Annotated in this window: 22 protein-coding genes and 1 tRNA gene; 4 read left to right on the top strand and 19 right to left on the bottom strand. The window is 66.9% G+C overall.

Features of this window, described 5'->3' with window-relative positions; genetic code table 11:
• A partial coding sequence (gene rpsA / locus M3C25_RS01175) for a 30S ribosomal protein S1 (protein WP_165882883.1) occupies window positions 1-1,470 on the bottom strand: 1,470 nt, incomplete at its 3' end.
• Window positions 1,471-1,737: 267 nt separating this feature from the next.
• Here rpsA and M3C25_RS01170 point away from each other — a divergent pair.
• Entirely contained in the window at window positions 1,738-2,574 is an 837-nt protein-coding gene (locus M3C25_RS01170) for a class I SAM-dependent methyltransferase (RefSeq protein ID WP_165882882.1), read from the top strand.
• Between the two features lie 36 nt (window positions 2,575-2,610).
• Here the strand turns inward: M3C25_RS01170 and polA are convergent, their stop codons facing one another.
• A complete protein-coding gene (polA, locus tag M3C25_RS01165; protein WP_259854626.1) occupies window positions 2,611-5,289 on the bottom strand; it encodes a DNA polymerase I in 2,679 nt (892 codons plus the stop codon).
• 52 nt (window positions 5,290-5,341) lie between these two features.
• On the opposite strand from polA, the gene M3C25_RS01160 reads away from it, so the two are divergent.
• The gene (locus tag M3C25_RS01160; RefSeq protein WP_259833688.1) at window positions 5,342-5,794 is read left to right on the top strand and encodes a PaaI family thioesterase; all 453 of its coding nucleotides are present in this window, start codon (window positions 5,342-5,344) and stop codon (window positions 5,792-5,794) included.
• A 61-nt stretch (window positions 5,795-5,855) separates the two neighbouring features.
• Here M3C25_RS01160 and M3C25_RS01155 read toward each other — a convergent pair whose 3' ends face one another.
• A complete protein-coding gene (locus M3C25_RS01155; protein ID WP_102160253.1) occupies window positions 5,856-6,473 on the bottom strand; it encodes an ANTAR domain-containing response regulator in 618 nt (205 codons plus the stop codon).
• Window positions 6,474-6,573: 100 nt separating this feature from the next.
• On the opposite strand from M3C25_RS01155, the gene M3C25_RS01150 reads away from it, so the two are divergent.
• Together M3C25_RS01150 and M3C25_RS01145 are read left to right on the top strand one after the other, a co-directional pair.
• Window positions 6,574-6,655, top strand: a tRNA-Leu gene (locus M3C25_RS01150).
• 485 nt (window positions 6,656-7,140) lie between these two features.
• Window positions 7,141-7,557 carry a phage holin family protein gene (locus M3C25_RS01145; protein ID WP_170274180.1) on the top strand — a complete coding sequence of 139 codons (417 nt, stop codon included), beginning with the start codon at window positions 7,141-7,143 and terminating at the stop codon, window positions 7,555-7,557.
• 77 nt (window positions 7,558-7,634) lie between these two features.
• On the opposite strand, the gene pyk is transcribed toward M3C25_RS01145, so the two are convergent.
• The 16 genes from pyk to M3C25_RS01065 all read right to left on the bottom strand — a co-directional run bounded on the left by pyk (window position 7,635) and on the right by M3C25_RS01065 (window position 22,367).
• Window positions 7,635-9,155: a pyruvate kinase gene (gene pyk, locus M3C25_RS01140; RefSeq protein ID WP_259854624.1), complete on the bottom strand. Its 1,521-nt coding sequence runs from the start codon at window positions 9,153-9,155 to the stop codon at window positions 7,635-7,637.
• 87 nt (window positions 9,156-9,242) lie between these two features.
• The gene (gene lgt, locus M3C25_RS01135) at window positions 9,243-10,421 is read right to left on the bottom strand and encodes a prolipoprotein diacylglyceryl transferase (RefSeq protein ID WP_259795627.1); all 1,179 of its coding nucleotides are present in this window, start codon (window positions 10,419-10,421) and stop codon (window positions 9,243-9,245) included.
• On the bottom strand, window positions 10,414-11,196 hold the full coding sequence (gene trpA / locus M3C25_RS01130) for a tryptophan synthase subunit alpha (RefSeq protein WP_259795610.1): 783 nt from the start codon (window positions 11,194-11,196) through the stop codon (window positions 10,414-10,416). The genes lgt and trpA overlap by 8 nt, the downstream gene beginning before the upstream one ends.
• A complete protein-coding gene (gene trpB / locus M3C25_RS01125; RefSeq protein WP_259854623.1) occupies window positions 11,193-12,512 on the bottom strand; it encodes a tryptophan synthase subunit beta in 1,320 nt (439 codons plus the stop codon). The genes trpA and trpB overlap by 4 nt, the downstream gene beginning before the upstream one ends.
• A 38-nt stretch (window positions 12,513-12,550) precedes the next feature.
• On the bottom strand, window positions 12,551-13,357 hold the full coding sequence (gene trpC, locus M3C25_RS01120; RefSeq protein WP_259854620.1) for an indole-3-glycerol phosphate synthase TrpC: 807 nt from the start codon (window positions 13,355-13,357) through the stop codon (window positions 12,551-12,553).
• A complete protein-coding gene (locus M3C25_RS01115) occupies window positions 13,354-13,629 on the bottom strand; it encodes an HGxxPAAW family protein (protein ID WP_170274186.1) in 276 nt (91 codons plus the stop codon). The genes trpC and M3C25_RS01115 overlap by 4 nt, the downstream gene beginning before the upstream one ends.
• A gap of 109 nt (window positions 13,630-13,738) precedes the next feature.
• The gene (locus tag M3C25_RS01110) at window positions 13,739-14,242 is read right to left on the bottom strand and encodes a Trp biosynthesis-associated membrane protein (RefSeq protein ID WP_259854619.1); all 504 of its coding nucleotides are present in this window, start codon (window positions 14,240-14,242) and stop codon (window positions 13,739-13,741) included.
• Window positions 14,239-15,771, bottom strand: coding sequence for an anthranilate synthase component I (locus tag M3C25_RS01105; RefSeq protein WP_259854618.1), 1,533 nt, complete (start codon window positions 15,769-15,771; stop codon window positions 14,239-14,241). The genes M3C25_RS01110 and M3C25_RS01105 overlap by 4 nt, the downstream gene beginning before the upstream one ends.
• On the bottom strand, window positions 15,749-16,120 hold the full coding sequence (gene hisI, locus M3C25_RS01100; RefSeq protein ID WP_165882854.1) for a phosphoribosyl-AMP cyclohydrolase: 372 nt from the start codon (window positions 16,118-16,120) through the stop codon (window positions 15,749-15,751). The genes M3C25_RS01105 and hisI overlap by 23 nt, the downstream gene beginning before the upstream one ends.
• Window positions 16,117-16,890, bottom strand: a complete 774-nt coding sequence (hisF, locus tag M3C25_RS01095; protein WP_259854617.1) for an imidazole glycerol phosphate synthase subunit HisF — start codon at window positions 16,888-16,890, stop codon at window positions 16,117-16,119. The genes hisI and hisF overlap by 4 nt, the downstream gene beginning before the upstream one ends.
• Window positions 16,891-16,906: 16 nt before the next feature.
• Window positions 16,907-18,412 (bottom strand): carboxyl transferase domain-containing protein, encoded by a 1,506-nt coding sequence (locus M3C25_RS01090; protein WP_259854616.1) that lies wholly within the window; start codon window positions 18,410-18,412, stop codon window positions 16,907-16,909.
• Entirely contained in the window at window positions 18,409-19,617 is a 1,209-nt protein-coding gene (locus tag M3C25_RS01085; RefSeq protein WP_259833651.1) for a CaiB/BaiF CoA transferase family protein, read from the bottom strand. The genes M3C25_RS01090 and M3C25_RS01085 overlap by 4 nt, the downstream gene beginning before the upstream one ends.
• A gap of 134 nt (window positions 19,618-19,751) precedes the next feature.
• The gene (locus M3C25_RS01080) at window positions 19,752-20,159 is read right to left on the bottom strand and encodes a PH domain-containing protein (RefSeq protein WP_259854615.1); all 408 of its coding nucleotides are present in this window, start codon (window positions 20,157-20,159) and stop codon (window positions 19,752-19,754) included.
• A 40-nt stretch (window positions 20,160-20,199) separates the two neighbouring features.
• Window positions 20,200-21,039, bottom strand: a complete 840-nt coding sequence (gene hisG, locus M3C25_RS01075; protein ID WP_102160729.1) for an ATP phosphoribosyltransferase — start codon at window positions 21,037-21,039, stop codon at window positions 20,200-20,202.
• Window positions 21,040-21,107: 68 nt separating this feature from the next.
• Entirely contained in the window at window positions 21,108-21,371 is a 264-nt protein-coding gene (locus M3C25_RS01070; protein WP_180964675.1) for a phosphoribosyl-ATP diphosphatase, read from the bottom strand.
• A 327-nt stretch (window positions 21,372-21,698) separates the two neighbouring features.
• Entirely contained in the window at window positions 21,699-22,367 is a 669-nt protein-coding gene (locus M3C25_RS01065; protein ID WP_102160278.1) for a nicotinamide mononucleotide transporter family protein, read from the bottom strand.
• Window positions 22,368-22,417 lie beyond the last annotated feature (50 nt).

The raw sequence follows: 22,417 nt of genomic DNA, 5'->3' as shown, positions 1-22,417 counted from the left end.
GTTGCCTGCGAGCTTCTCGCGCAGTGCGGCGAGAGCCTCATCGCTGGCCAGCGTACCGGCGTCGGCCGGCTCGTCGGAGCTGTAGGAAGCCTGCGACGGGACGTCGGCGGCTTCGGAGCCACCGGCCTCGGCGTCGGCAGCGATCGCCTTGGCGACCTGCTTCTTGTGCTCTTCCCAGCGAGCCTGGGCAGCGGCGTACTGCTGCTCCCACTCTTCGCGCTGAGCCTCGTAGCCCTCGAGCCATTCCTGGGTCTCGGGATCGAAGCCCTCGGGGTACTTGTAGTTGCCGTCCTCGTCGTACTCCTGGAGCATGCCGTACAGAGCCGGGTCGTGGAACTCGGTGGCATCCGGGTCGACGCCCTCGTTGGCCTGCTTGAGCGACAGCGAGATGCGGCGGCGCTCCAGGTCGATGTCGATGACCTTGACGTAGATGGTCTCGTCGACCGAGACGACCTGCTCGGGCAGGTCGATGTGGCGCACGGCGAGCTCGGAGATGTGGACGAGTCCCTCGATGCCGTCTTCGACGCGCACGAATGCACCGAACGGAACGAGCTTGGTGACCTTGCCCGGCACGATCTGTCCGATGACGTGGGTGCGGGCGAAGTGCTGCCACGGATCTTCCTGGGTGGCCTTGAGCGACAGGGACACGCGCTCGCGGTCCATGTCGACGTCGAGCACCTCGACGGTGACCTCGTCACCGACAGCGACGACCTCGCTCGGGTGGTCGATGTGCTTCCAGGACAGTTCGGAGACGTGGACGAGTCCGTCGACACCGCCGAGATCGACGAAGGCGCCGAAGTTGACGATCGAGGACACGACGCCCGGACGGACCTGGCCCTTCTGCAGGGTCTGCAGGAAGTCGTGGCGGACAGCCGACTGGGTCTCTTCGAGCCAGGCGCGGCGCGAGAGCACGACGTTGTTGCGGTTCTTGTCCAGTTCGATGATCTTGGCCTCGACCTGCTGGCCGATGTACGGCGACAGGTCGCGGACGCGACGCATCTCGACAAGCGAAGCCGGCAGGAAGCCGCGCAGTCCGATGTCGACGATGAGGCCGCCCTTGACAACCTCGATGACGGTGCCGGTGACGACGCCTTCGTCTTCCTTGATCTTCTCGATGTCGCCCCACGCGCGCTCGTACTGCGCGCGCTTCTTCGACAGCATCAGGCGTCCGTCCTTGTCCTCCTTGGTGAGGACCAGGGCTTCGATCTCGTCTCCGACCTCGACGACCTCAGCAGGGTCGACATCGTGCTTGATCGACAGTTCGCGCGAAAGGATGACACCTTCCGTCTTGTATCCGATGTCGACCAGAACTTCGTCGCGGTCGACCTTGACGACGGTGCCTTCAACGATGTCTCCGTCGTTGAAGTACTTGATGGTCTCGTCGACTGCCGCGAGGAAATCGTCTGCAGATCCGATGTCGTTGACGGCGATCTGCTCGTTGGTCGCCGTTCCCGGCGTGGTGGTGGTCATAAAGGTTGAGACTCCGTAATGGACTTTTCACCGGCGCGGGCGCCAGTGTCTAGATGGACTGATGGACTTTGTGGAGTGCACGGCTGCAGTGAATGTGTCACGATGAGTGAGATCGGGAATACAGAAGATTTCCGACAGCGGCTGTTCTCGCCACGAGAACCGCACCCACACGCGCGCAGCGCATACGCTAGCCAATGTTAGCATCATCAATGCGGATGACGCACACGCGCGAGCAGATTTCACCTCCCACACCACTGGAGCCTTCCCATGACGGACAGCGAGTACTCCCCCGAGACCATCAGCGGCGGCTATCTCGCCATCGACGAAGAGGCGTCAGTCCGGGCGAATCGCAGCTATTGGGACCATTCGGCTGAGGAGTACCTCGCCGAACACGGCAGCTTCCTCGGTGCCGCTGAGTTCGTCTGGTGTCCGGAGGGAATTCACGAATCCGACATCCAGCTGCTCGGCGATGTCGCCCGCCGTCAGGTGCTCGAGGTCGGCTGCGGTGCCGGGCAGTGCTCTCGGTGGCTGGCTGAGCAGGGTGCGATCACCACCGGCGTCGATCTGTCCTCGGGCATGCTCGAGCAGGCGTCACGGCTGCAGAAGGAGCATCCGCTCTCAGAGGCCGCCGTGCCCCCGACATTCCTGCAGGCTGATGCCCGGCAGCTGCCTTTCGCCTCGAACAGCTTCGACATCGCCTTCTCCTCCTATGGCGCACTGCCCTTCGTCAAGGACGCAGAGGTGGTCCTTGCCGAGGTCGCGCGCGTGCTGCGTCCCGGCGGCCGCTGGGTCTTCTCCGTCACCCATCCGGTGCGCTGGATGTTCCCTGACGTGCCCGGTGAGACCGGACTGACGGTCGAGTACTCGTATTTCGACCGCACCCCTTATGTCGAGGTCGACGGTTCCGGCGAGCCGGTCTACGCCGAGCACCATCGCACCTTCGGTGACTGGGTCACCCTGCTCGTCGATGCCGGCTTCCAGCTCACCGGCGTGACCGAGCCCGAATGGCCCGAGCACAATGACACCGCCTGGGGCGGTTGGTCGCCGCTGCGCGGCGCGCTCATGCCCGGCACTGCGATCTTCTCGACCCGCCTGGGCGGCTGATCCCGCTGGCTGCTGGCCCGACGCCGAGGCGGTGGCTCAGTGGGCGGCGTCCTGCCAGGACCGGCCGACACCGAGGTTGACGTCGAGCGGGACTGACAGCTCAGCTGCCTGCCCCATCGTCGTGCGCAGCACCTCGCTGACGGCTTCGCGCTCTCCGTCGGCGAGTTCGACGATGATCTCGTCGTGGACCTGGAGCAGCATCCGGCTTTTGAGGTCGGAGGCGGCGAAGGCATCGCGCAGGTTGAGCATTGCGATCTTCATGATGTCGGCAGCCGAGCCCTGGATCGGGGCGTTGAGGGCGGCGCGCTCGGCCATCTCGCGAATCTGCCGGTTCGAGCTGCCGAGTTCTGGCAGGTAGCGGCGACGGCCGTACATCGTCTCGGTGTAGCCGCGGCCGCGGGCCTCGGCGACGATCTCATCGAGGTAGTCCTTGACCGCGCCGAAGCGCTCGAAGTAGCCCTCCATGAGCCCGCGGGCCTCTTCGACGGAGATCCGCAGCTGGCGTGAGAGCCCGAAGGCCGACAGTCCGTAGACGAGTCCGTAGGACATCGCCTTGACCATCGCGCGCATCTCCGCGCTGACCTCGTCGACGCCGACGTTGAAGACCTTCGAACCGACGTAGGAGTGCAGATCCTCACCGGCGTTGAACGCAGCGATGAGGCTCTCATCACCGGACAGGTGGGCCATGATCCGCATCTCGATCTGCGAGTAGTCCGCGGAGATGAGGTCTGTGTAGCCGGCATCGGCTTCGGAGACGAAGACATGCCGGATCCGCCGGCCGGCCTCGGTGCGCACCGGGATGTTCTGCAGGTTCGGATCCGTCGAGGACAGCCGGCCGGTGGCGGCGATCGTCTGCTGGTAGACGGTGTGGATCCGGCCGTCGTCGGCGACCATCCGCTCGAGCCCGGCGACGGTCTGCTTGAGCTTGATGACGTCGCGGTGGGCGAGCAGGTGTTCGAGGAACGGGTGCTCGCTCTTGATGTAGAGGTCGGCCAGTGCCTCGGCGTTCGTTGTGTAGCCGGTGCGGGTCTTGCGGGTCTTGGGCAGGTCGAGCTCTTCGAACAGCACCACCTGCAGCTGCTTGGGCGAGTTGAGGTTGACCTCGTGGCCGATCGCCTCGTACGCCTGCTGCGCGCAGGTCTCGGCCTGCCGGGTGAATTCGTCGATGAGGGCGGAGAGCTCGCTGCGGTCGATGGCGATGCCGGTGTGCTCCATATCGGCAAGCACCTGCACGAGCGGCACCTCGATCTCACGCAGCACCCCTGCCATGCCGGCAGAGTCAATCTCTGCGGTGAGCACCGGTGCGAGCCGGGCGATCGCGGCAGCGGCCTGTCCGAAGGCGGTGAGCCGTTCATTGCCGTCGTCGAGGTCGAGGGCGAGCTGCCCCTCATCGGAGGGTTCGGCCAGGGAGATCCCGCAGTGCGTGCCGGCAAGGTCGGCGAGGTCGTAGGAGCGGGCACCGGGTTCGAGGAGGTAGCCGGCGATCTCGGTGTCGATGGCCAGGCGCACATCGTGGTAGCCGGCATCGGCCAGTGCTTTGAGCTGGGTCTTCGCGCCGTGGAAGGCCAGGCTCAGGTGCGAGGTCAGAAACTCTGAGAGCGCTTCGACGGCAACCGGGTCGAGGGTCGTAAGGTCGAACGCGATGGCACTGTCCTCGGTGGCCAAGCCGATGACGTCGACGCTGCCGGAGCCGAGCTCATAGGTGCCGTTCGTCGCTACGGCGACGAGCGCCTCGGCGTCGGTGCCCTGCAGCCATTCCACGAGAGCGTCACTGTCGGCGACCGCTGCCTCGGGCAGGGAGCTCGCCGGCGCCTCGGCGGGGGTCTCATCCTGGCCGACGAGGGCGTCGAGGCGGGCGCCGAGCTGCCGGAACTCCAGCTGGTCGAACAGTTCGCTCACGGCCGGACGGTCGACGCCGGTCCAGGCGACGTCGTCGATGGCGACGGGCAGCTCGAGGTCGTCGATGAGCTTATTCAGCCGGTAGTTGCGTTCGACGTTGTCGAGGTGCTCGCGCAGGTTGCCGCCGACCTTGCCGCCGATGTCCTCGGCGTTGTCGATGACGGCAGGCAGGTCGCCGTACTTGACCAGCCATTTCGCTGCGGTCTTATCACCGACGCCGGGCACGCCGGGCAGGTTGTCGGCCTTCTCTCCGACGAGAGCGGCCAGCCCGCGGTAGTTGGCGGGTGTGACGCCGTACTTCTCCTCGATCGCGGCAGGAGTCATGCGGCTGAGGTCGGAGACCCCGCGCTTGGGGTAGAGGATCGTGACGCCGTCGCGGGCGAGCTGGAAGGAGTCCTTGTCACCGGTGATGACGTACGTGTCGATGCCGGCATGCTCCCCCTGCTGGGCGAGCGTGGCGAGCACGTCGTCGGCTTCGTAGTTCTCCTTCGTCACGACCGCGATGTTCATCGCCGCCAGCACGTCCTTGATGATCTCGACCTGGCCGTGGAACTCGTCCGGGGTCTTCGCACGGCCGGCCTTGTACTCGCTGTACTCGGCGAGCCGGAAGGTCTCGCGGCCGAGGTCGAAGGCCACCGCGATGTGACTTGGCGCCTCGTCGCGGCAGACGTTGAGCAGCATGGACACGAAGCCGAATACGGCGTTCGTCGACTGCCCGGTGGTCGTCGAGAAGTTCTCCACCGGCAGCGCGTAGAACGCACGGTAGGCAAGGGAGTGTCCGTCGATGAGAAGGAGTTTCTGGCTCTGTTCGCTCACCCTGCAAGCCTAGCGCGCGAAGCAGACGAGAGGCATCCCGTAGAGTCGTGCCATGACCGAAGACCAACTTCTCCCCCTGACGAAGGACACCCCGCCCGAGGTGCGGGCCCAGCTGGTGGCCGGAAACCGGCAGCGCAGTGCCGGTACGCTTCTCGAACGCGTCGGCATCGAAGTCGAGGACGTCGCCTACGACCGTGCGACCGCCTCGATCCCGGTGGCCGGCAACACGCAGCCGTTCGGGCTCTTCCACGGCGGGGCGCATGTCGTCATCGCCGAGTCGCTGGCCTCGCTGCACTCGTACTTTATCTCCGGGCGTCCGGTCGTCGGCGTGGACCTCAACGCCACGCATGTGCGGGCGGCCAAGGACGGGCATGTGCATGCCACGGCGACTTTGAATCATCACGGTCGCACGATGATCAACCATGAGGTGCGCATGACCGATGATGAGGGCCGGCTGCTCTCGATCGTGCGGATCACGAACATGGTGCTCTCCGGCCGCAGCTGAGACCGGATACGCGTCGGCCCCTGCCGCAGCTGTGCGACAGGGGCCGATGAGAGTGTGTGGGTTACTTCTTGCTGCCGATCTGCTCGAGGACGGTCTCGGCGACCTCGCGCATCGTCAGGCGGCGGTCCATCGAGGTTTTCTGGATCCACCGGAACGCCTCGGGTTCGCTTAGGCCCATGTTCGAGATGAGCAGACTCTTGGCGCGTTCGACGAGCTTGCGGGTCTCGAACCGGTCGGTCATATCGGCGATCTCGGATTCGAGTGCGGCGATCTCGGCGTGGCGGGACAGCGCGATCTCCAGGGCCGGGACGAGGTCATTGGAGGTGAACGGCTTGACAACGTAGGCCATCGCTCCGGCGTCGCGGGCCCGTTCGACGAGCTCCTTCTGGCTGAACGCCGTCAGCAGCACGACCGGGGCGATGCGAGCCTTGGCGATCCGCTCAGCCGCGGATATCCCGTCGAGGACGGGCATCTTGATGTCCATGACGACCAGATCCGGGCGCAGCTCCTCAGCCAGCCGGATCGCCGACTCGCCGTCGGCTGCCTCGCCGACGACGTCGTATCCGACCTCGCGCAGCATCTCGACGATGTCGAGCCGGATGACGGCCTCGTCTTCGGCGACGACGACACGCCGAACGACGCCGTTCTCTGTCTTGGGTGCTTCTTCATTAGTAGCCACGGTTTCATCTTAGTCACGCCGCTGCGCGTTTTGACAGCGCGGGCCGGTGTTCATCTGGAGGTGCGGGTGGGCGCCCAGCTGGTCTAGGATGTTCTTCGTTGCCGGATTGGCGGAATTGGTAGACGCGCCGCACTCAAAATGCGGTATCGAGAGGTGTGTGGGTTCGAGTCCCACATCCGGCACTCTTGTCCTGAGTCGGGACATCGTTGACAGATGAGTCTTGACATCGGCGACAGAAGGCGCGGAATCTTTTTGATTCCGGGCCTTCGTGATTGAGCGGCCGGGACGGTCGTCTGAGGGTTCACCTCGCGTCGCGAGCTTCCGTAGGAATCTGAACTCCAGCAGCTGGGCGCTCCACCGTGTCCTGTCAGACCCGAAGGAGCGAACGCGCACCAGGCGAAGACGGAATCGTCTGCGACGCATTCACGGCTGCAACCAGTGCGGATCCGGCATACTGGCTCTGGACCGGAGTCATGTCAACGATGTCCCGACTCACCTGTCAACTATCACTCCCGTAGAAGTGTCAACGATGTATCGACTCACCTGTCAACGATCATCGAGGCGTTCCATACGCAATTGGTGTCAACTATGTCCTGACGCACGACACCACATCCGGCACTCTTGTGGAATTCACGGGTTTCCCAGCACGTGCTGGAAGACTGCAGACATGACTTTCCTGCTCCGCGTCATCGTCAACGCCGTCGCCATCTGGGCGGCGGCCGCACTTCTGCCCGGCATGGCCATCACCAGCGCCGACACCGTCCTCACCGGCTTGGGCCCCACCGCCTCGGCGGTCGTCTCCTACCTCGTCATCGGCCTGATCTTCGGGCTCGTCAACGCGATCATCCGACCCCTCATCGAGCTCATCGCCTTGCCGATCACCTGCCTGACCCTGGGTCTGTTCACCATCGTCATCAATGCCGCCATGGTGTCGCTGACGTCCTGGGTCTCGCAGTTCACGCCGATCCGCCTGGAGATCGACAGCTTCCTCTGGACGGCGGTGCTCGCCTCGATCATCATCGCGATCGTGTCGCTCGTGCTGAATTTCTTCGTCCGCCCGCGCGAACGCGAGACCGAACGCTGACGGACCCCTCAAAGCACTGACTGCCGCTCCGAAAACGGAGCGGCAGTAAGTGTTGTCATCCAGGTGAGCAGAAGGGATCAGTCGGTGTTCTGTTCGTATTCCTGCGGTTCGGTGATCTCGCCGTAGACCTCGTTGACCGGTCCGGTATCCGAGTCGTCGCGGTAGGCGGCGGCCTTGCCGGTGATCGCGTTACCCACGGTGTGGATCCGCAGCGCATTCGTCGACCCGACGATCCCGGGAGGCGAGCCGGCGACGATGATGCATTTCTCGCCGTCCTCGGCCAGTCCGCGCGAGCGCAGCACGTGATCGACCTGGCGGGCCATCTGATCGGTGTGGCGGACCTGGTTGACGAGGAATGCTCGCACACCCCATGTCAGAGCCAGCTGGTGGTACACGCGCACGTCCGGGGTGAACGCGAGGATCGACTGCTGTACGCGCAGCCGCGACATGCGGCGCACCGAGTCGCCTGACTGGCTGAAGGTGCACAGGGTGTCGATGTCGAGCTGTTCGGCGATCCGCACCGCGGCAGCGGTGACGGCGCCGCCCTGCGTGTGCGGTTCGGTGCCGAGCGGGGCGATCCGGTCAAGGCCGTGCTCTTCGGTCGACTCGATGATCCGGGCCATCGTGCGCACAGCCTCCAGCCAGTGCGCACCGACCGAGGTCTCACCCGAGAGCATGAGCGCATCAGCACCGTCGAGTACGGCGTTGGCGCAGTCGCTGGCCTCAGCGCGGGTGGGCCGCGGCTCCTCGATCATCGATTCGAGCATCTGGGTGGCGACGATGACGGGCTTGGCGTTGCGGCGGCACAGTTCGACGGTGCGTTTCTGCACGATCGGCACCTGCTCCAGCGGCAGTTCGACGCCGAGGTCGCCGCGGGCGACCATCATGCCGTCGAAGGCATCGACGATGCTCTCGAGCGCCTCGACGGCCTGGGGCTTCTCCAGCTTTGCGATGAGCGGGACGAGGATGCGCTCTTCGCGCATGATCTCGCGCACCGTCTCCGCGTCCTTGGGTGTACGCACGAACGACAGTGCGACCCAGTCCGCGCCCAGGCGCAGTCCCCAGCGCAGGTCCTCGATGTCCTTGTCGCTCATCGCTGGCACGGACACCGGCACTCCGGGGAGGTTGATGCCCTTGTGGTCGGAGATCCGGCCGGGCACCTCGACTTCGCAGGTGACGTCGGTGTCGGTGACATCGGTGGCGCGCAGCCGGATCCGGCCGTCGTCGATGAGCAGCGGATCCCCGACCTCGACGTCACGGGCGAGACCGGCATAGGTGGTGCCCACCTCGGTCGCGGTGCCTTCGATGTCACGGGTGGTGATGGTGAATGTGTCGCCCTTGCTCAGTTCGGGCTTGAGTCCGTCGGCGAAGGTGCCGACCCTGATCTTGGGGCCCTGCAGGTCGATGAGCACGCTGACCGGCTCACCGGTGTCGCGGCCGGCCTTGCGGACCCACCGGTACTTCTCTTCATGCTGGTCGTGGGTGCCGTGGCTGAGGTTGAATCGGAAGACGTTGACGCCTTCTTCGATCAGCGAGCGGATGTCTTCGTAGCTCTGCTGGGCGGGGCCAAGAGTGGCGACGATCTTTGCATGCCTCATGTCCACCACACTAGTCGGGTCTGCGCACCTGCCTTCAATCCTGTCCAAATTTCTGCGCTCTGACCCGCAGGTGGACACAAAGGCCGGTCAGTCGGTGCTAGCGGACCCGTCCTCGCGCGGGCTGCGGCGCACCTGCGGGACGATCGAGATCGCCGAGGTGACCGCACCGAAGAACCCGAAGCTGCGGTTGGTCAGCGCGTTGCCGCCGTCGTCATCGCGTCGGTCGCCGGTGCCCGAGCGGCCGGTGCTGGCGGCACTGCTGCCGCCTGCCGTTCCCGAGGCGGTGGGCCCGCCGGTGCCGCCGTCACCGCCGCCTCGGCGGTCGTTGGCATCGTTGGAGTTCTTTCCGTCTGCCCGTTCGGCTGCCATCCGTGCCAGGCAGCGTTCGGTGTAGACCTCCGGTGCCGGTTCGCGGTGGCGCATCCGGGAGAAGGTGAACAGGGCCAGGCCGATGAAGAGGACGACGATGTAGAACCACATGTTGATGCGCACGCCGAGGAAGTACTCGGAGTGGTCGATGCGCAGCGACTCGATCCAGAGGCGGCCGATCGTGTAGTAGCAGATGTAGGCGTAGAAGACCTGGCCGTGACCAAGCCGGAAGCGCTTAGCCGCCCAGATGAGCAGCAGGCAGCCGGCGAAGTTCCACAGCGACTCGTACAGGAAGGTCGGGTGGAACAGGGTGTCGGCCGGCAGCGCGGCATCAGGCCAGTTGGGGTTCGGTGCGCCGTTGAGGACCTTGTCGATCTCCAGGCCCCAGGGCAGGGTCGTCGGGCGTCCGAAGAGCTCCTGGTTGAACCAGTTGCCCCAGCGGCCGAAGGCCTGGGCGAGGATGAGCCCAGGGGCCGCAGCATCGATGAACGAGGTGAAGCGGATGCCGTAGTGACGGCAGACGAGGAACACGGTCAGCGCACCAAGGGCGACCGCACCGCCGATGCCGAGGCCGCCCTGCCAGATCTTGAACGCGTCGAGCGGGTTGCCGTTGGGCCCGAAGTACGGGCCGGGCACGGTGAGCACGTAGTACAGCCGCCCGCCGATGATGCCGGCTGGGATCGTCCAGACGGCGATGTTCCACAGGTCGTCTTCGCTGCCGCCGCGGCGCTTCCAGCGGTACTGGGCGAGCATGAGGGCGGCGACGATGCCGGCCAGGATGCACAGCGCGTAGGCGTGGATGGTGAAGGGCCCGACCTCGAATCCGGACCAGCTCGGTGAGGGGATCGCCGTGCTCAGCGGGGTGAGCGCAGCGGCACCGGTGACCGGTTCAGGCATGGTCGCGCACTCCCTGGGCGAACTCGGTGGCTCGGGCTTCGACGGCGGCTGGCCCGCCGTCGGTCAGGGCGGTGACGAGCGCAGAACCGACGATCACGCCGTCAGCGTACGCGGCGACCTCTGCCGCCTGCTGCCGGTTGGATACGCCGAGTCCGACGCAGACGCGCTCGGCGCCGGCCGCACGGGTGTCGGCGACGAGCTTCTCGGCCGAGGCACCGACCTGCGCGCGGGTGCCGGTGACGCCCATCGTCGAGGCGGCGTAGACGAAACCGGAGGCATGGGCTGCGACGTAGGCGAGGCGCTCGGGACTCGACGACGGAGCGACGAGGAAGATCCGGTCGAGGCCGTGAGCTTCGCTCGCCGTCATCCAGTCCCCGGCCTCATCCGGGGTGAGGTCGGCGGTGATGATGCCTGCTCCCCCGGCGTTGGCGAGGTCGCGGGCGAAGGCCTCGACTCCGTACTGGTAGACAAGGTTCCAGTACGACATCACCACCGGGGTGGCTCCGGCCGCGGCGACGGCCTCGACGGCGGTGAAGGCGTCGCGGGTGCGTACGCCGCCGCGCAGCGCCTGCACCGAGGCGGCCTGGATGGTCGGGCCGTCCATCCCCGGGTCGGAGTACGGGATGCCGACTTCGACGATGTCAGCACCGCCGGCGACGACGGCGCGCATTGCGTCGAGCGAGCCGGGCACGTCCGGGTAGCCGACCGGCAGATAGGCGATGAAGGCGGCACGGTGGTCTGCTGCGCAGTCGCGCAGCACCTCAGCGGTGCTCACGAACGGCTCCTCTCGGCGTGTCCTGCGTCGGCGGCATCCTCGGCTTCAGCCGGATCCTGCGCGCCGACGGGTTCTGCGGTCTCAGCTTCTTCGGCTTGGGCGTCGAGGTAGCCGAAGTACTTCCCTGCTGTGTCGACGTCCTTGTCTCCGCGGCCGGAGAGGTTGGCGATGATGATCGCGCCTTCACCGAGCTCGCGGCCGACCTGGAGTGCAGCGGCCAGGGCATGCGAGCTCTCGATCGCTGGGATGATGCCCTCGGTGCGGCACAGCAGACGGAAGGCGGCCATCGCCTCGTCGTCGGTGACCGGGCGGTACTCACCGCGGCCGGTCGACTGCAGCCAGGCGTGCTCGGGGCCGACACCGGGGTAGTCGAGTCCGGCTGAGATGGAATGCGACGGCAGAGTCTGGCCGTCCTCGTCCTGCATGATGACCGACTTCGAACCGTGCAGCACACCAACGCGGCCGTCGTTGAGCGGGGCTGCGTGCTGGCCGGAGGCGATGCCGGACCCGGCTGCCTCGCAGCCGATGAGCCGGACGTCCTCGTCGCCGATGAAGGCATGGAAGATGCCGATCGCGTTCGAGCCGCCGCCCACACATGCGGTGATGGCATCGGGCAACCGGCCGGTCTGCTCTTGGATCTGGCCGCGGGCCTCGACGCCGATGATGCGCTGGAGTTCGCGCACGAGGAAGGGGAACGGGTGGGGGCCGGCGACGGTGCCGAAGAGGTAATGGGTGGTCTCCACAGAGGCGACCCAATCGCGGAAGGTCTCGTTGATCGCGTCCTTGAGTGTGCGGGTCCCGGCTTCGACGGGAACCACCTCGGCGCCGAGCAGGCGCATGCGGGCGACGTTGAGTGCCTGGCGGGCGCAGTCCTCGGCTCCCATGTAGATGGTGCAGTCGAGCCCAAGCAGTGCTGCGGCGGTGGCGGAGGCCACGCCGTGCTGGCCGGCACCGGTCTCGGCGATGACGCGGGTCTTGCCCATCCGCTTGGTCAGCAGCGCCTGTCCGAGGACGTTGTTGATCTTGTGGCTGCCGGTGTGGTTGAGGTCCTCGCGCTTGAGGAAGATGCGCGCCCCGCCGGCGTGTTCGGAGAACCGCGGAGCCTCGGTCAGCAGGCTCGGCCGGCCGGTGTATTCGGCGTGGAGGCGTTGGAGCTCAGCGACGAACTCCGGGTCGACGATCGCTTTGGCGAAGGCTTCGCCGATCTCTTCGAGCGCGCCGATGAGCGCTTCGGGCACGAACCGGCCGCCGAAGTCGCCGAAGTAGGGACCCTGCGGCAGTTCGCTGTGCTGCGGGGAGAAGAGTTCGTAGTCCATGTGGTCCTTTCCCAACGAGACGCAAAGACGAGGCGGTGTCAGGGGGCTCGGCGCTCGGCTTTCGCCTTCCGCCCGGCCTCGGTGAACTCGGTGACGTTCTCGCGCGGCTTCCCGCCGGTGACGAGCGCTTGGCCGACAAGTGCGAGATCGGCACCCTGCGCAGCATAGGCGGCGACATCACCGGCCTCGCTGACACCGGATTCGCCGACGAGTACGGTATCGGGCGGGCAGAGCTCGGCCAATGGCGCGAAGCGGTTGAGGTCGACGCTGAGGTCTTTGAGATTGCGGGTGTTGATGCCGAGGAGGGCCGGTTCGATGCCGGCAGCGATCTCGATCTCCTCAGCAGTGTGGGTCTCGACGAGCGCTGCCATCCCGAGGCTGGCGGACAGTTCGCTGAACTCCTGCAGCTGGGCGGGGCTGAGCGCGGCCACGATGAGCAGCACGATATCGGCGCCATGGGCGCGGGCTTCGTGGAACTGGTATTCGTCGACCATGAAGTCCTTGCGCAGCACGGGAATATCCACGGCAGCACGGACGGCGTCGAGGTCGTCCAAGCAGCCGTTGAAGCGGCGCTGCTCGGTCAGCACGCTGATCGCAGCCGCGCCGCCTGCGGCATAGGAGCTCGCGAGCCCGGCGGGGTCGGCGATGTCGGCCAGGGCTCCGGCAGACGGCGAGGAGCGCTTGACCTCAGCGATGATGCTGAAGTCGTCGGCCGCACGCGGCAGGAACTGAAGCGCCGCGGGTGCATCCGCGGCGCGTGAGGCGATGTCTGCCAGTGGGCAGGCAGCCCGGCGTTCTGCCAGGTCTGCCTTCACCCCGCTGACGATGTCGGCGAGAACGCTCACGCCTTCGCCTTGGTCTTCTTCCCGCCCCTGCCGGCCGCACGCAGCACAAGCCCGACGATCGGACCGAGGACGCAGATGATGAGGCCGACCCAGAGCAGCATCGGGGTCTCGGCGACGACGCCGATGCACCCGACGATGAAGCCGACGAGGATGATGAAGACTCCGGTCCAGGCGGCAACGGTGTTCCCGTGGCCCGGATCCTTGACTGTGTCGTAGTCGATGCTCGAGCGGTCGAGGTCGTATGCCCCGTTGCGGGAAATGGTCTTCGGCATGGTTCTCCTTCGTTCTCACGCGGTATGCGGTCATTCTCTCACGACGATGCGGCGGGCCAGAAACCGACCCGCGAACCGACATCTGATCGTCATCGATGTGGCAAAGGTCTCAGCTCGGATCCTCGCCTCGGGAGATCGCATCCCAGGTACGGGCCGGGTCGAGGTCACCGTGCTCGTCTTCAGCTTCCGCTTCGGAGGTGTCGGCTTCGAAGCGCGCGGTCGTCTGCCAGCTGCCCGAACGCAGCAGCACCCACACGGCGACTGCTGCGGCGAGCAGCCCGGCGATGATGCCGATGGCCGGCAGGTTCGTCGTCGCCGCGCTGCTGAGCGTCGCGCTCAGGGCCACCCCGGCGAAGCCGAGCCCGGCCAGTGCCGCACAGGCGGTGACGATCCAGCGGCCGATGCGCTTGAGCATGGTGAGCAGCAAGCCGCTGACAGCGACGATGCCCGCGCAGGCGAACAGCACCGGAGAGTTCTCTGGAGCCGCGACCGACCCTGCGCTCACGCCTGCGAGTTCTGCGGTCTCTGCGGGCTGGAACCATGGCTGGGAGCCGACGATCCACAGCACGGCGGCTGCGGCGAGCAGCGCGATGACGGCACGAGATCGGGTCATGGCCGGACCTCTGCTGCGCTCCCGTTCGGGCGGGTCAGCGTCTGCGCGGCGGCTGCTGCACGCAGCACTGCGGCGGCCTTGTTGCGCGATTCCTGATCTTCCGAGGCGGGCACGGAGTCCGCGACGACTCCGGCACCGGCACTGACGGAGATGCGCCCGTTGCGGATGACGCCGGTGCGAATCGCGATGGCGACGTTGAGGTCGCCGGTGAAGGACAGGTACCCAACTGCTCCGCCGTAGACTCCGCGGGCGACGGTCTCGTAGTCGTCGATGAGCTGGAGGGCGCGCGGCTTCGGCGCCCCGGACAGCGTGCCGGCGGGAAACACCGCCGAGAGCACATCGATGCCGTCGACATCGTCATCGCAGGTGCCGACGACGGTCGAGCCGATGTGCATGATGTGGCTGTAGCGCTCGATCTCCATGAAGTTCACGACATCGACGCTGCCGGGCCGGCAGACCTTGGAGAGGTCGTTGCGGGCCAGGTCGACGAGCATGAGGTGCTCGGCGCGCTCCTTCTCGTCGGCCAGCAGCTCGGCTGCCAGCTGGCGGTCCTCCTCGGCGGTGGCACCGCGCGGCCGAGAGCCGGCGATCGGATGCGTCTCGACCTTCCCGTCGGTGACGGTGACCAGCGCCTCGGGTGAGGAACCGACGATCGCCATCGGGGTCCCGTCGGGGGTTGGCACGTCGAGCAGGTACATGTACGGGCTCGGGTTGAAGGTGCGCAGCAGCCGGTAGACATCGAGCGGGTCGGCCGTGCACTCGGCTTCGAAGCGCTGGGAGAGGACCACCTGGAAGACGTCGCCGTCGACGATGTTGCCCTTGGCCCGTTCGATCATCTGCAGGTAGTCGTCGCGGTCGGTGCGCGAGGAGACCTGCGGTTCGGCGCGGTCGTACCAGGCGACGTCGGACTCCAGCGGTGTGGCGAGCTCGGTCAGCATCGCCTCGAGGCGCTGGCAGCCGGCGTCATAGGCGTCGTCGACGCCGCTGTCGAGTCCGTTGACGTTGACGACGTTGGCGACCAGGGTCACCTCAGAGGTGTAGTGGTCGTAGATGGCGACGTCGCCGGGGATCGAAAGGCTGAGTTCGGGGACCGCGTCGACGGGTTCTGGGCCGGGTCCGAGGCGTTCGGTGCGGCGCACGAAGTGCCAGCCGAGGTAGCCGACGAAGGAGGAGATCATCGGCGGCAGGCCGGCGTGGGGGCGTTCGATGGACAGCAGCCGCATCGTCTCGTGCAGGCCGGTGAGCACGTCTCCGCTGGTGGGCGCTCCGGCCGGGGCGGTGCCGAGCCACAGCAGCTCGCCGTCCTGCTCGGTCAGGGTGGCCACCGGGTCGCGGCCGATGAAGGAGTAGCGGTCCCACTGGCCCTGGCTGGCCGATTCGAAGAGGAACGCTCCGCTGCGGCCGGCGGCGAGCTTGCGGTACAGGCTCAGCGGCGTCTCGGCGTCGGCGAGCACGCGGGTGAAGACAGGCACGAGCCGATGGTGTTCCGCACTGGCGCGGAACTCCTCACGTGTCGGCGAGATGTGCATCGAGCTCCCTTCCGGTGAAGCAGGTGGCTGTCTGAGTATGGCACGCCGGCCCGACCTGGTCGACGATGAGCAGGATGGTGTCGGCGTCGCAGTCGAGGGCGACCGAGCGGACCTTCTGCGTGTGACCGGAGGTCTCGCCCTTGACCCAGTACTCCTGGCGGGATCGCGACCAGTAGGTCGCCTTGCCGGTGCGCAGGGTGCGGGCCAGTGCCTCGTCGTCCATCCACGCGAGCATGAGCACCTCGCGGCTCGTCGCCTCCTGCACGACGACCGGCAGCAGCCCGCCGCTGCCGCGTTTGAGGCGTTCGGCGATCGCCGGGTCGAGGCTGGAGTCCGGGACGCCGGTCATCGGACGGTGATCCCGTCGGCTGCGAGGGCTTCCTTCACCTCGGCGATCGTGAAGGTGCCGAAGTGGAAGACCGAGGCGGCGAGCACGGCATCGGCTCCGGCGTGGACGGCCGGGGCGAAATGCTCGAGCTTGCCGGCGCCTCCGGAGGCGATGAGCGGGACGTCGACGGCTGCGCGGGCGGCGCGGATGAGTTCAAGGTCGAAGCCCTCATGTGTGCCGTCGGCGTCGACGCTGTTGAGCAGGATCTCCCCTGCCCCGCGTTCGGCTGCCTCGCGGATCCATTCGATGGCGTCGATGCCGGTTCCGCGGCGGCCGCCATGGGTAGTGACCTCGAATCCCGAGGCGATGGCCGGCTGGTCTGCTGGGACCCGGCGGGCGTCGAGGGAGAGGACGAGGACCTGGCTGCCGAAGCGTTCGGCGATCTCGGTGATGAGTTCGGGCCGGGCGACGGCTGCGGTGTTGACGCCGACCTTGTCGGCGCCGGCCCGCAGCAGCCGGTCGACGTCGTCGGTGCTGCGCACTCCCCCGCCGACGGTCAGCGGGATGAACACCGTCTCCGCGCACTGGGAGACCATGTCGTAGGTGGTCTCCCGGTCGCTGCTGGAGGCGGTGACGTCGAGGAAGGTGACTTCGTCAGCGCCGAGTTCGCTGTAGCGGCGGGCGAGTTCGATCGGATCACCGGCATCGCGCAGGTTTTCGAACCGCACCCCTTTGACGACGCGGCCGGCGTCGACGTCAAGGCACGGGATGACGCGCACGGCAAGGGTCATGTTCGCGGGGCTCCTCTCACAGTCCGAGGCTGCGGTAGCGTTCGATGCGCCGGTGCTCGCGGCGGTAGGCCGGCTCGCGCATCAGCGAGATGATCTCGTACTCCAGGGTCTTCGCCACCCGGGTGACGAACGCCTCGGGTTCGTCGGCGGCATCTGGCTGCTCGGCGATGACCCGGTCGACGATGCCGTGCTTGAGCAGCATCTCGGCCTGCACGCCCTGCTTCTGCGCCATCTCCGGGGCATGGTCGGTGTCGCGGTAGACGATCGCCGAGGCGCCTTCGGGCGGCAGCGGTGACAGCCAGCCGTTCTCGGCTGAGAGCACCCGGTCAGCTGGGACGAGTGCCAATGCCCCGCCGCCGGTCCCCTCGCCCATGATGAGGGAGACGGTCGGTGCGTCGAGGGTGGCCAGGTCGGCCAGGCAGCGGGCGATCTCTCCGGCCAGCCCGCCTTCCTCAGCGCTCTTCGACAGCGCGGCACCCGGGGTGTCGATGATCGTGACGAGCGGGATGTGCAGCTCGGCTGCCAGGGCCATGCCGCGGCGGGCTTCACGCAGGGCGGCTGGTCCCATCGGTTCGCCCGCGGCCTGCCGGCTACGGTCCTGGCCGAGCACGATGCACGGTGCGGTGCCGAAACGGGCGGCGGCCAGCAGCAGGCCGGGGTCCTTCTCACCCTGGCCGGTGCCGTTGAGCGGCAGCACGTCGGTGGCGCCGTGGCGCAGCAGTTCGCGCACGCCGGGGCGTTCGGGCCGGCGCGAGGCGGTGATGATGTCCCAGGCGTGGGTGTTGACCGGCATCGGGTCGGGTTCCGTGCGCGGATCCGGCACCGGTCCCGGGACTTCGCGGGCACCCATGAGCACATTCAGGACCATGTTGACCGTCGAGGCGATCCGCTCAGGTGAGAGGACGGCGTCGATGAGCCCGTTGCGGTAGAGGTTCTCACCGGTCTGGATGCTGTCGGGGAACTTCTCGCCGTAGAGCTGCTCGTACACGCGCGGGCCGAGGAAGCCGATGAGGCTGCCGCGGTCGGCGACGGTGAAGTGGCCCAGTGATCCCCAGGAGGCGAACACGCCTCCGGTAGTCGGGTGGCGCAGGTAGACGAGGTAGGGCAGTCCGGCCTTGCGGTGGACCTTCACAGCAGCGGCGAGCTTGACCATCGTGAGGAATGCGACGGTGCCCTCCTGCATGCGGGTGCCGCCGGATGCCGGTCCGGCCAGCAGTGGGAGGCCTTCGGCGGTGGCGCGTTCGATCGCCCGGCACAGCCGTTCGGCTGCAGCGAGGCCGATCGATCCGGCGAGGAACCGGAACTCGCAGGCCACGACCGCGACGCGGCGGCCGTAGATGCGGCCCTCACCGGTGATGACGGCCTCGTCGACACCGGACTTCTGGGCAGCCTGGGCGAGTTCGGCGGCGTAGGTCTCGGAGATCCCATCAGCAGGTTCGATCGGCTCTTCGTCCCAGGAGACGAAGGTGCCGTCGTCGACGACGAGGTCGATGAGCTCCCGGGCGCTCAGCCGCGAGCTCATGGCGTCTCCTCGAGCCAGCGGCGGATCGCGTCGCCGTGCTCGTTGAGCAGCGGCGGGGCGAGGTGCTCGCGCGGGGTCGATTCGGTCTCGCCTTCGGTATCGGCGTCGAAGAACCGCAGCGGCGGGCCGGGCAGGTCGATCTCACCGAGCACCGGGTGCTCAACGGAGATCTTCAGTCCCTGCGACAGGGCCTGCTCCCACTGGTAGACCTCCTGCAGGGAGCGCACGATGCCCGATGGGATGCCGGCGGCGGCGAGCTTCTCGAGCAGCTCTTCGGCGGTGTAGTCGCGGAAGCGCTCCTCGATGACGCTGATGACTGCCGGGCGGTTGGCGACGCGCTCGGCGTTGGTCGCCATGCCCTGGGTTTCGGGGTCGATGTCGAAGGCGGCGCAGAGTTTGTGCCACAGGTTCTGGTTGCCCACCGAGATCTGCACGGCCCCGCCCTTGCAGTGGAACAGGCCGTAGGGCGACAGCGACGGGTGGTGGTTGCCGCCGGGTGCGGGGTTCTCCCCGGCGACCGTGGCGCGGGTGCCCTGGAAGGCGTGGACGCCGACCATGCCGGCGATGAGCGAAGTGCGCACGACCTTGCCGCGGCCGGTGCGCTCGCGTTCGAGCAGGGCGGCGAGCACGCCGTAGGAGCCGTAGATGCCGGAGAGCAGGTCGGCGATCGGCACGCCGACCTTCTGCATGTCATCGGGGCCGGAGCCGGTCAGCGACATGAGGCCGGCCTCACCCTGGGCGATCTGGTCGTAGCCGGCGCGGGAGGCTTCGGGGCCGTCGTGGCCGAAGCCGGTGATCGAGAGGATCACGAGGCGCGGGTTGAGCTCCATGCAGCGTTCGGTGGAGAACCCGAGGCGGGTGAGCACGCCGCCGCGGAAGTTCTCGACGAGCACGTCGGCGCGTTCGATGAGCTGGGCGAGGACCTCCTTGTCGCCGTCGTCCTTGAGGTTGAGGGCGATGGATTCCTTGTTGCGGTTGCAGGAGAAGAAGTAGGTGGCCTGCGGGTCGTCCTCAGGGCCGACGAAGGGCGGGCCCCAGGAGCGGGAGTCGTCGCCGGAGGCGGGGTTCTCGACCTTGATGACGCGGGCGCCGAGGTCGCCGAGCATCTGCCCGGCGTGCGGTCCGGCCAGTGCGCGGGAGAGGTCGACGACGGTGTAGCCGGACAGCGGTCCGGGGCGGGTGGTGGTCTCGGATGTGCTGCTCATCGTCAGGCGGTTCTCCTTCGTCGTTCGGCCGCTGGCAGCCGTGCCCGGCGGCTGGTCTCAGTGTGCCCGAGGTGCCGGTGCCGCTGCGCTGTCGTCTCGCGGACGCGTGTCTGCACGGGTGGTGTCAGACCGGTTCAGTTGTCCGGCACATCGGGTGAGCTGTATGTGTCCACGAGTCTACGCAACCGCTCGCAGGCGTAGCGCGCCCGGTCTCCGTCTGCGGACTGGATCGCCATCACCGACAGGGTCGAACCGTCGGACAGGTCGAGGGTGACCCACGAGTCACCACCCCGCGGGTGGAAGCTGATGGAGAGGATGCGCGTCCATTCGACCCTCGTCGTGCTGAAGATGTTGCGCACGATGAGTGCTTCGTCGGTGACAAATGCCGCGATCGCCCCGACGCGCCAGACGACGGCTCCGAAGATCACGCCCAGAGCATTCATCCAGATGATGTCGCGGGTCTTCCAGCCGGTCCAGTGCAACTGAGTCAGCCCCCAGCTCAGCAGCGTGAAGGACACGACGATCGTGATCGCGAGGAACACGGTGAGGATCCTCGTGAAATAGGGCCTGAATGGCCGTGTCTCAAATGCGGCAGGCGCCAATGTTCGTCACCAGGATGGCGCGTGCGCCGACTTCGTAGAGCTGGTCCATGGTCTTGTGCACGTCGCGGGCGGCGACCATGGTGCGCACGGCGTACCAGTCGCTGTCGTGCAGGGCGGAGACGGTCGGGCTTTCGAAGCCGGGGGTCAGCGCAGTCGCCTCGGCGAGATGCTCGGCGGCGATGTCGTAGTCGACGAGGACGTAGTCGCGGGCGACCATGACGCTTTCGAGCCGGCGCAGAAACTTTCGGGTGCCCGGGTTCGACTTCCGGTTGGAGATGACCACGGCTTCGGAGTGCAGGACCGGTTCGCCGAAGGTCTGCAGCCCGGCCATCCGCAGCGTGGTGCCGGTTTCGACCACATCGGCGATGACGTCGGCGACACCGAGTTCGATCGAGACCTCCACGGCCCCGTCGAGTTTGATGACCCGGGCTTCGAGTCCGCGCTGCCTGAGGTCGCGTTCGACCAGCGTCGGATAGCTGGTGGCGATGGTGAGGCCCTCGAGTTCGTCGATCTCGTGGAAAGCGCCTTCGGCTCCGGCGTAGTGGAAACGGGAGCGGGCGAAGCCCAGCGGCAGCAGCTCCTCGGCTTCGGCACCGGATTCCAGCAGCAGATCGCGGCCGGTGATGCCGAGGTCGATGAGCCCGCGGCCGACATAGACGGCGATATCGCGCGGGCGCAGGTAGAAGAACTCGATGCCGGCGTCGACGTCGCGGTGGACGAGTCGCTTGGAGGTCGTGCGCACCTGGTAGCCGGCTTCGCGCAGCATCGTCGTCGCTGATTCGGACAGCGAGCCCTTGTTAGGCACAGCCACGCGCAGCATGCCGTCGGCCCGGACCGCCGGGATGCGGCCGGTATCGGTGATTTCTCGGCTCACAGCTTCCTTTCGGCTCACAGTTCGCGATAGACGTCGTCGAGGCTGATCCCGCGGGCGATCATCATCACCTGCAGGTGGTAGATCGCCTGAGCGATCTCACCTGCGAGTTCGACATCGGATTCGTACTCGGCGGCCATCCACACCTCGGCGGCCTCTTCGACGACCTTCTTGCCGATCGCATGGACTCCGGCGTCCAGCTCGGCCACGGTGGACGAACCAGCGGGACGGGTGGCTGCTTTTTCGGTCAGTTCTGCGAACAGTTCTTCGAAGGTCTTCACACGGCCAGGGTAATACACCACCGGCACCAGTCTGCAGAGAGTCTCAGGCGCCGCCCTACAGAGCAGAGAGGCGAAGTCCCAGCGCAGGAGCTGGAAGCAGCGGCTCCAGAGGCTGCGGCCGGCGCCCGGCGCATCCAGACGAGGACGTATGAAACTGCGATCAGGAGGAAGTAAGGGGAGGATCACAGCTCCAGGCCACCGAAACCTCCTGCCGTGAGCTCGGGAGCCTGCCCCGTGCGGGATGGCGCACAGACCGGATGGTTGAGGGCAATGCCGAGGGCGGACGTACATGATCGGGGTCGACGTCAGCACGACGTTCGAAGACCCTCAGCCGTCGGCGCAGTGCCCGGCGATCGTCTGTGCGGGTTCGCTCGGTGATGCGATCGTCTGCTTGGACTTCCTCGCCCAGTCGACGATGCCGACGATGACCATGATGAGGAAGACGAAGTACACGATGCCGGAGAACAGCAGGCCGCCCATGATGGCCAGTGGAATCCCGACGAGGTCGACGGCCAGCCACACGAACCAGAACTCGACGATCGCCCGGCCTTGGGCGTACATCGCCACGAGTGAGCCGATGAAGATGTAGGCGTCCGGGTATGGGTTCCACGACCAGTCGCCCCACGCCAGGATCCAGCCGAAACCGGCAGTGCCTGCGGCCAGGGCGGCGATGAGCAGTAGTCGTTCGGGCCAGGTCGCCCAGCGCACGCGGATCTCACCGGTCTCCTCCTGGGAGCGCTTCCACTGGCTCCATCCCCAGATCGCAGCGGCGACGATGACGACCTGGCGGGCAGCGTTGCCGCCGAGGCCTGCCGAGATGCTGGCCGAGAACAGGAAGATCGAGCCGGTGATCTGCACTGGCCAGGAGAAGATGTTGCGCCGCAGCGCCAGGAACACCGTTGCCAGTGCGCAGATGTTGCCGATGACATCGGACCAGGGAACGGGCTTGCCCATGAGTTCGAAGACCGGGGCGTTGAGCCACGAGATGATATCCACTTTCCGAAACCTTTCGCTCAAGGCTCCGGGGGTTGCGACGCGTGAATAGC

This window comes from Brevibacterium luteolum, from assembly GCF_025147615.1.
GTDB lineage: Bacteria > Actinomycetota > Actinomycetes > Actinomycetales > Brevibacteriaceae > Brevibacterium > Brevibacterium luteolum.
Note: the sequence above shows the minus strand (reverse complement) of the source record. Positions and strands in the feature narration are given on the sequence as shown.

What these genes read in the sequence shown, in the direction of transcription:
- M3C25_RS01090 (WP_259854616.1), bottom strand. Translation starts at nt 18,412, where the DNA reads ATGAGCTCGCGGCTGAGCGCCCGGGAGCTCATCGACCTCGTCGTCGAC.
- M3C25_RS01115 (WP_170274186.1), bottom strand. Translation starts at nt 13,629, where the DNA reads ATGCCGAAGACCATTTCCCGCAACGGGGCATACGACCTCGACCGCTCG.
- hisF (WP_259854617.1), bottom strand. Translation starts at nt 16,890, where the DNA reads ATGACCCTTGCCGTGCGCGTCATCCCGTGCCTTGACGTCGACGCCGGC.
- M3C25_RS01110 (WP_259854619.1), bottom strand. Translation starts at nt 14,242, where the DNA reads ATGACCCGATCTCGTGCCGTCATCGCGCTGCTCGCCGCAGCCGCCGTG.
- M3C25_RS01170 (WP_165882882.1), top strand. Translation starts at nt 1,738, where the DNA reads ATGACGGACAGCGAGTACTCCCCCGAGACCATCAGCGGCGGCTATCTC.
- trpB (WP_259854623.1), bottom strand. Translation starts at nt 12,512, where the DNA reads ATGGACTACGAACTCTTCTCCCCGCAGCACAGCGAACTGCCGCAGGGT.
- M3C25_RS01085 (WP_259833651.1), bottom strand. Translation starts at nt 19,617, where the DNA reads ATGAGCAGCACATCCGAGACCACCACCCGCCCCGGACCGCTGTCCGGC.
- pyk (WP_259854624.1), bottom strand. Translation starts at nt 9,155, where the DNA reads ATGAGGCATGCAAAGATCGTCGCCACTCTTGGCCCCGCCCAGCAGAGC.
- M3C25_RS01160 (WP_259833688.1), top strand. Translation starts at nt 5,342, where the DNA reads ATGACCGAAGACCAACTTCTCCCCCTGACGAAGGACACCCCGCCCGAG.
- lgt (WP_259795627.1), bottom strand. Translation starts at nt 10,421, where the DNA reads ATGCCTGAACCGGTCACCGGTGCCGCTGCGCTCACCCCGCTGAGCACG.
- hisI (WP_165882854.1), bottom strand. Translation starts at nt 16,120, where the DNA reads ATGACCGGCGTCCCGGACTCCAGCCTCGACCCGGCGATCGCCGAACGC.
- M3C25_RS01145 (WP_170274180.1), top strand. Translation starts at nt 7,141, where the DNA reads ATGACTTTCCTGCTCCGCGTCATCGTCAACGCCGTCGCCATCTGGGCG.
- M3C25_RS01105 (WP_259854618.1), bottom strand. Translation starts at nt 15,771, where the DNA reads ATGCACATCTCGCCGACACGTGAGGAGTTCCGCGCCAGTGCGGAACAC.
- hisG (WP_102160729.1), bottom strand. Translation starts at nt 21,039, where the DNA reads ATGCTGCGCGTGGCTGTGCCTAACAAGGGCTCGCTGTCCGAATCAGCG.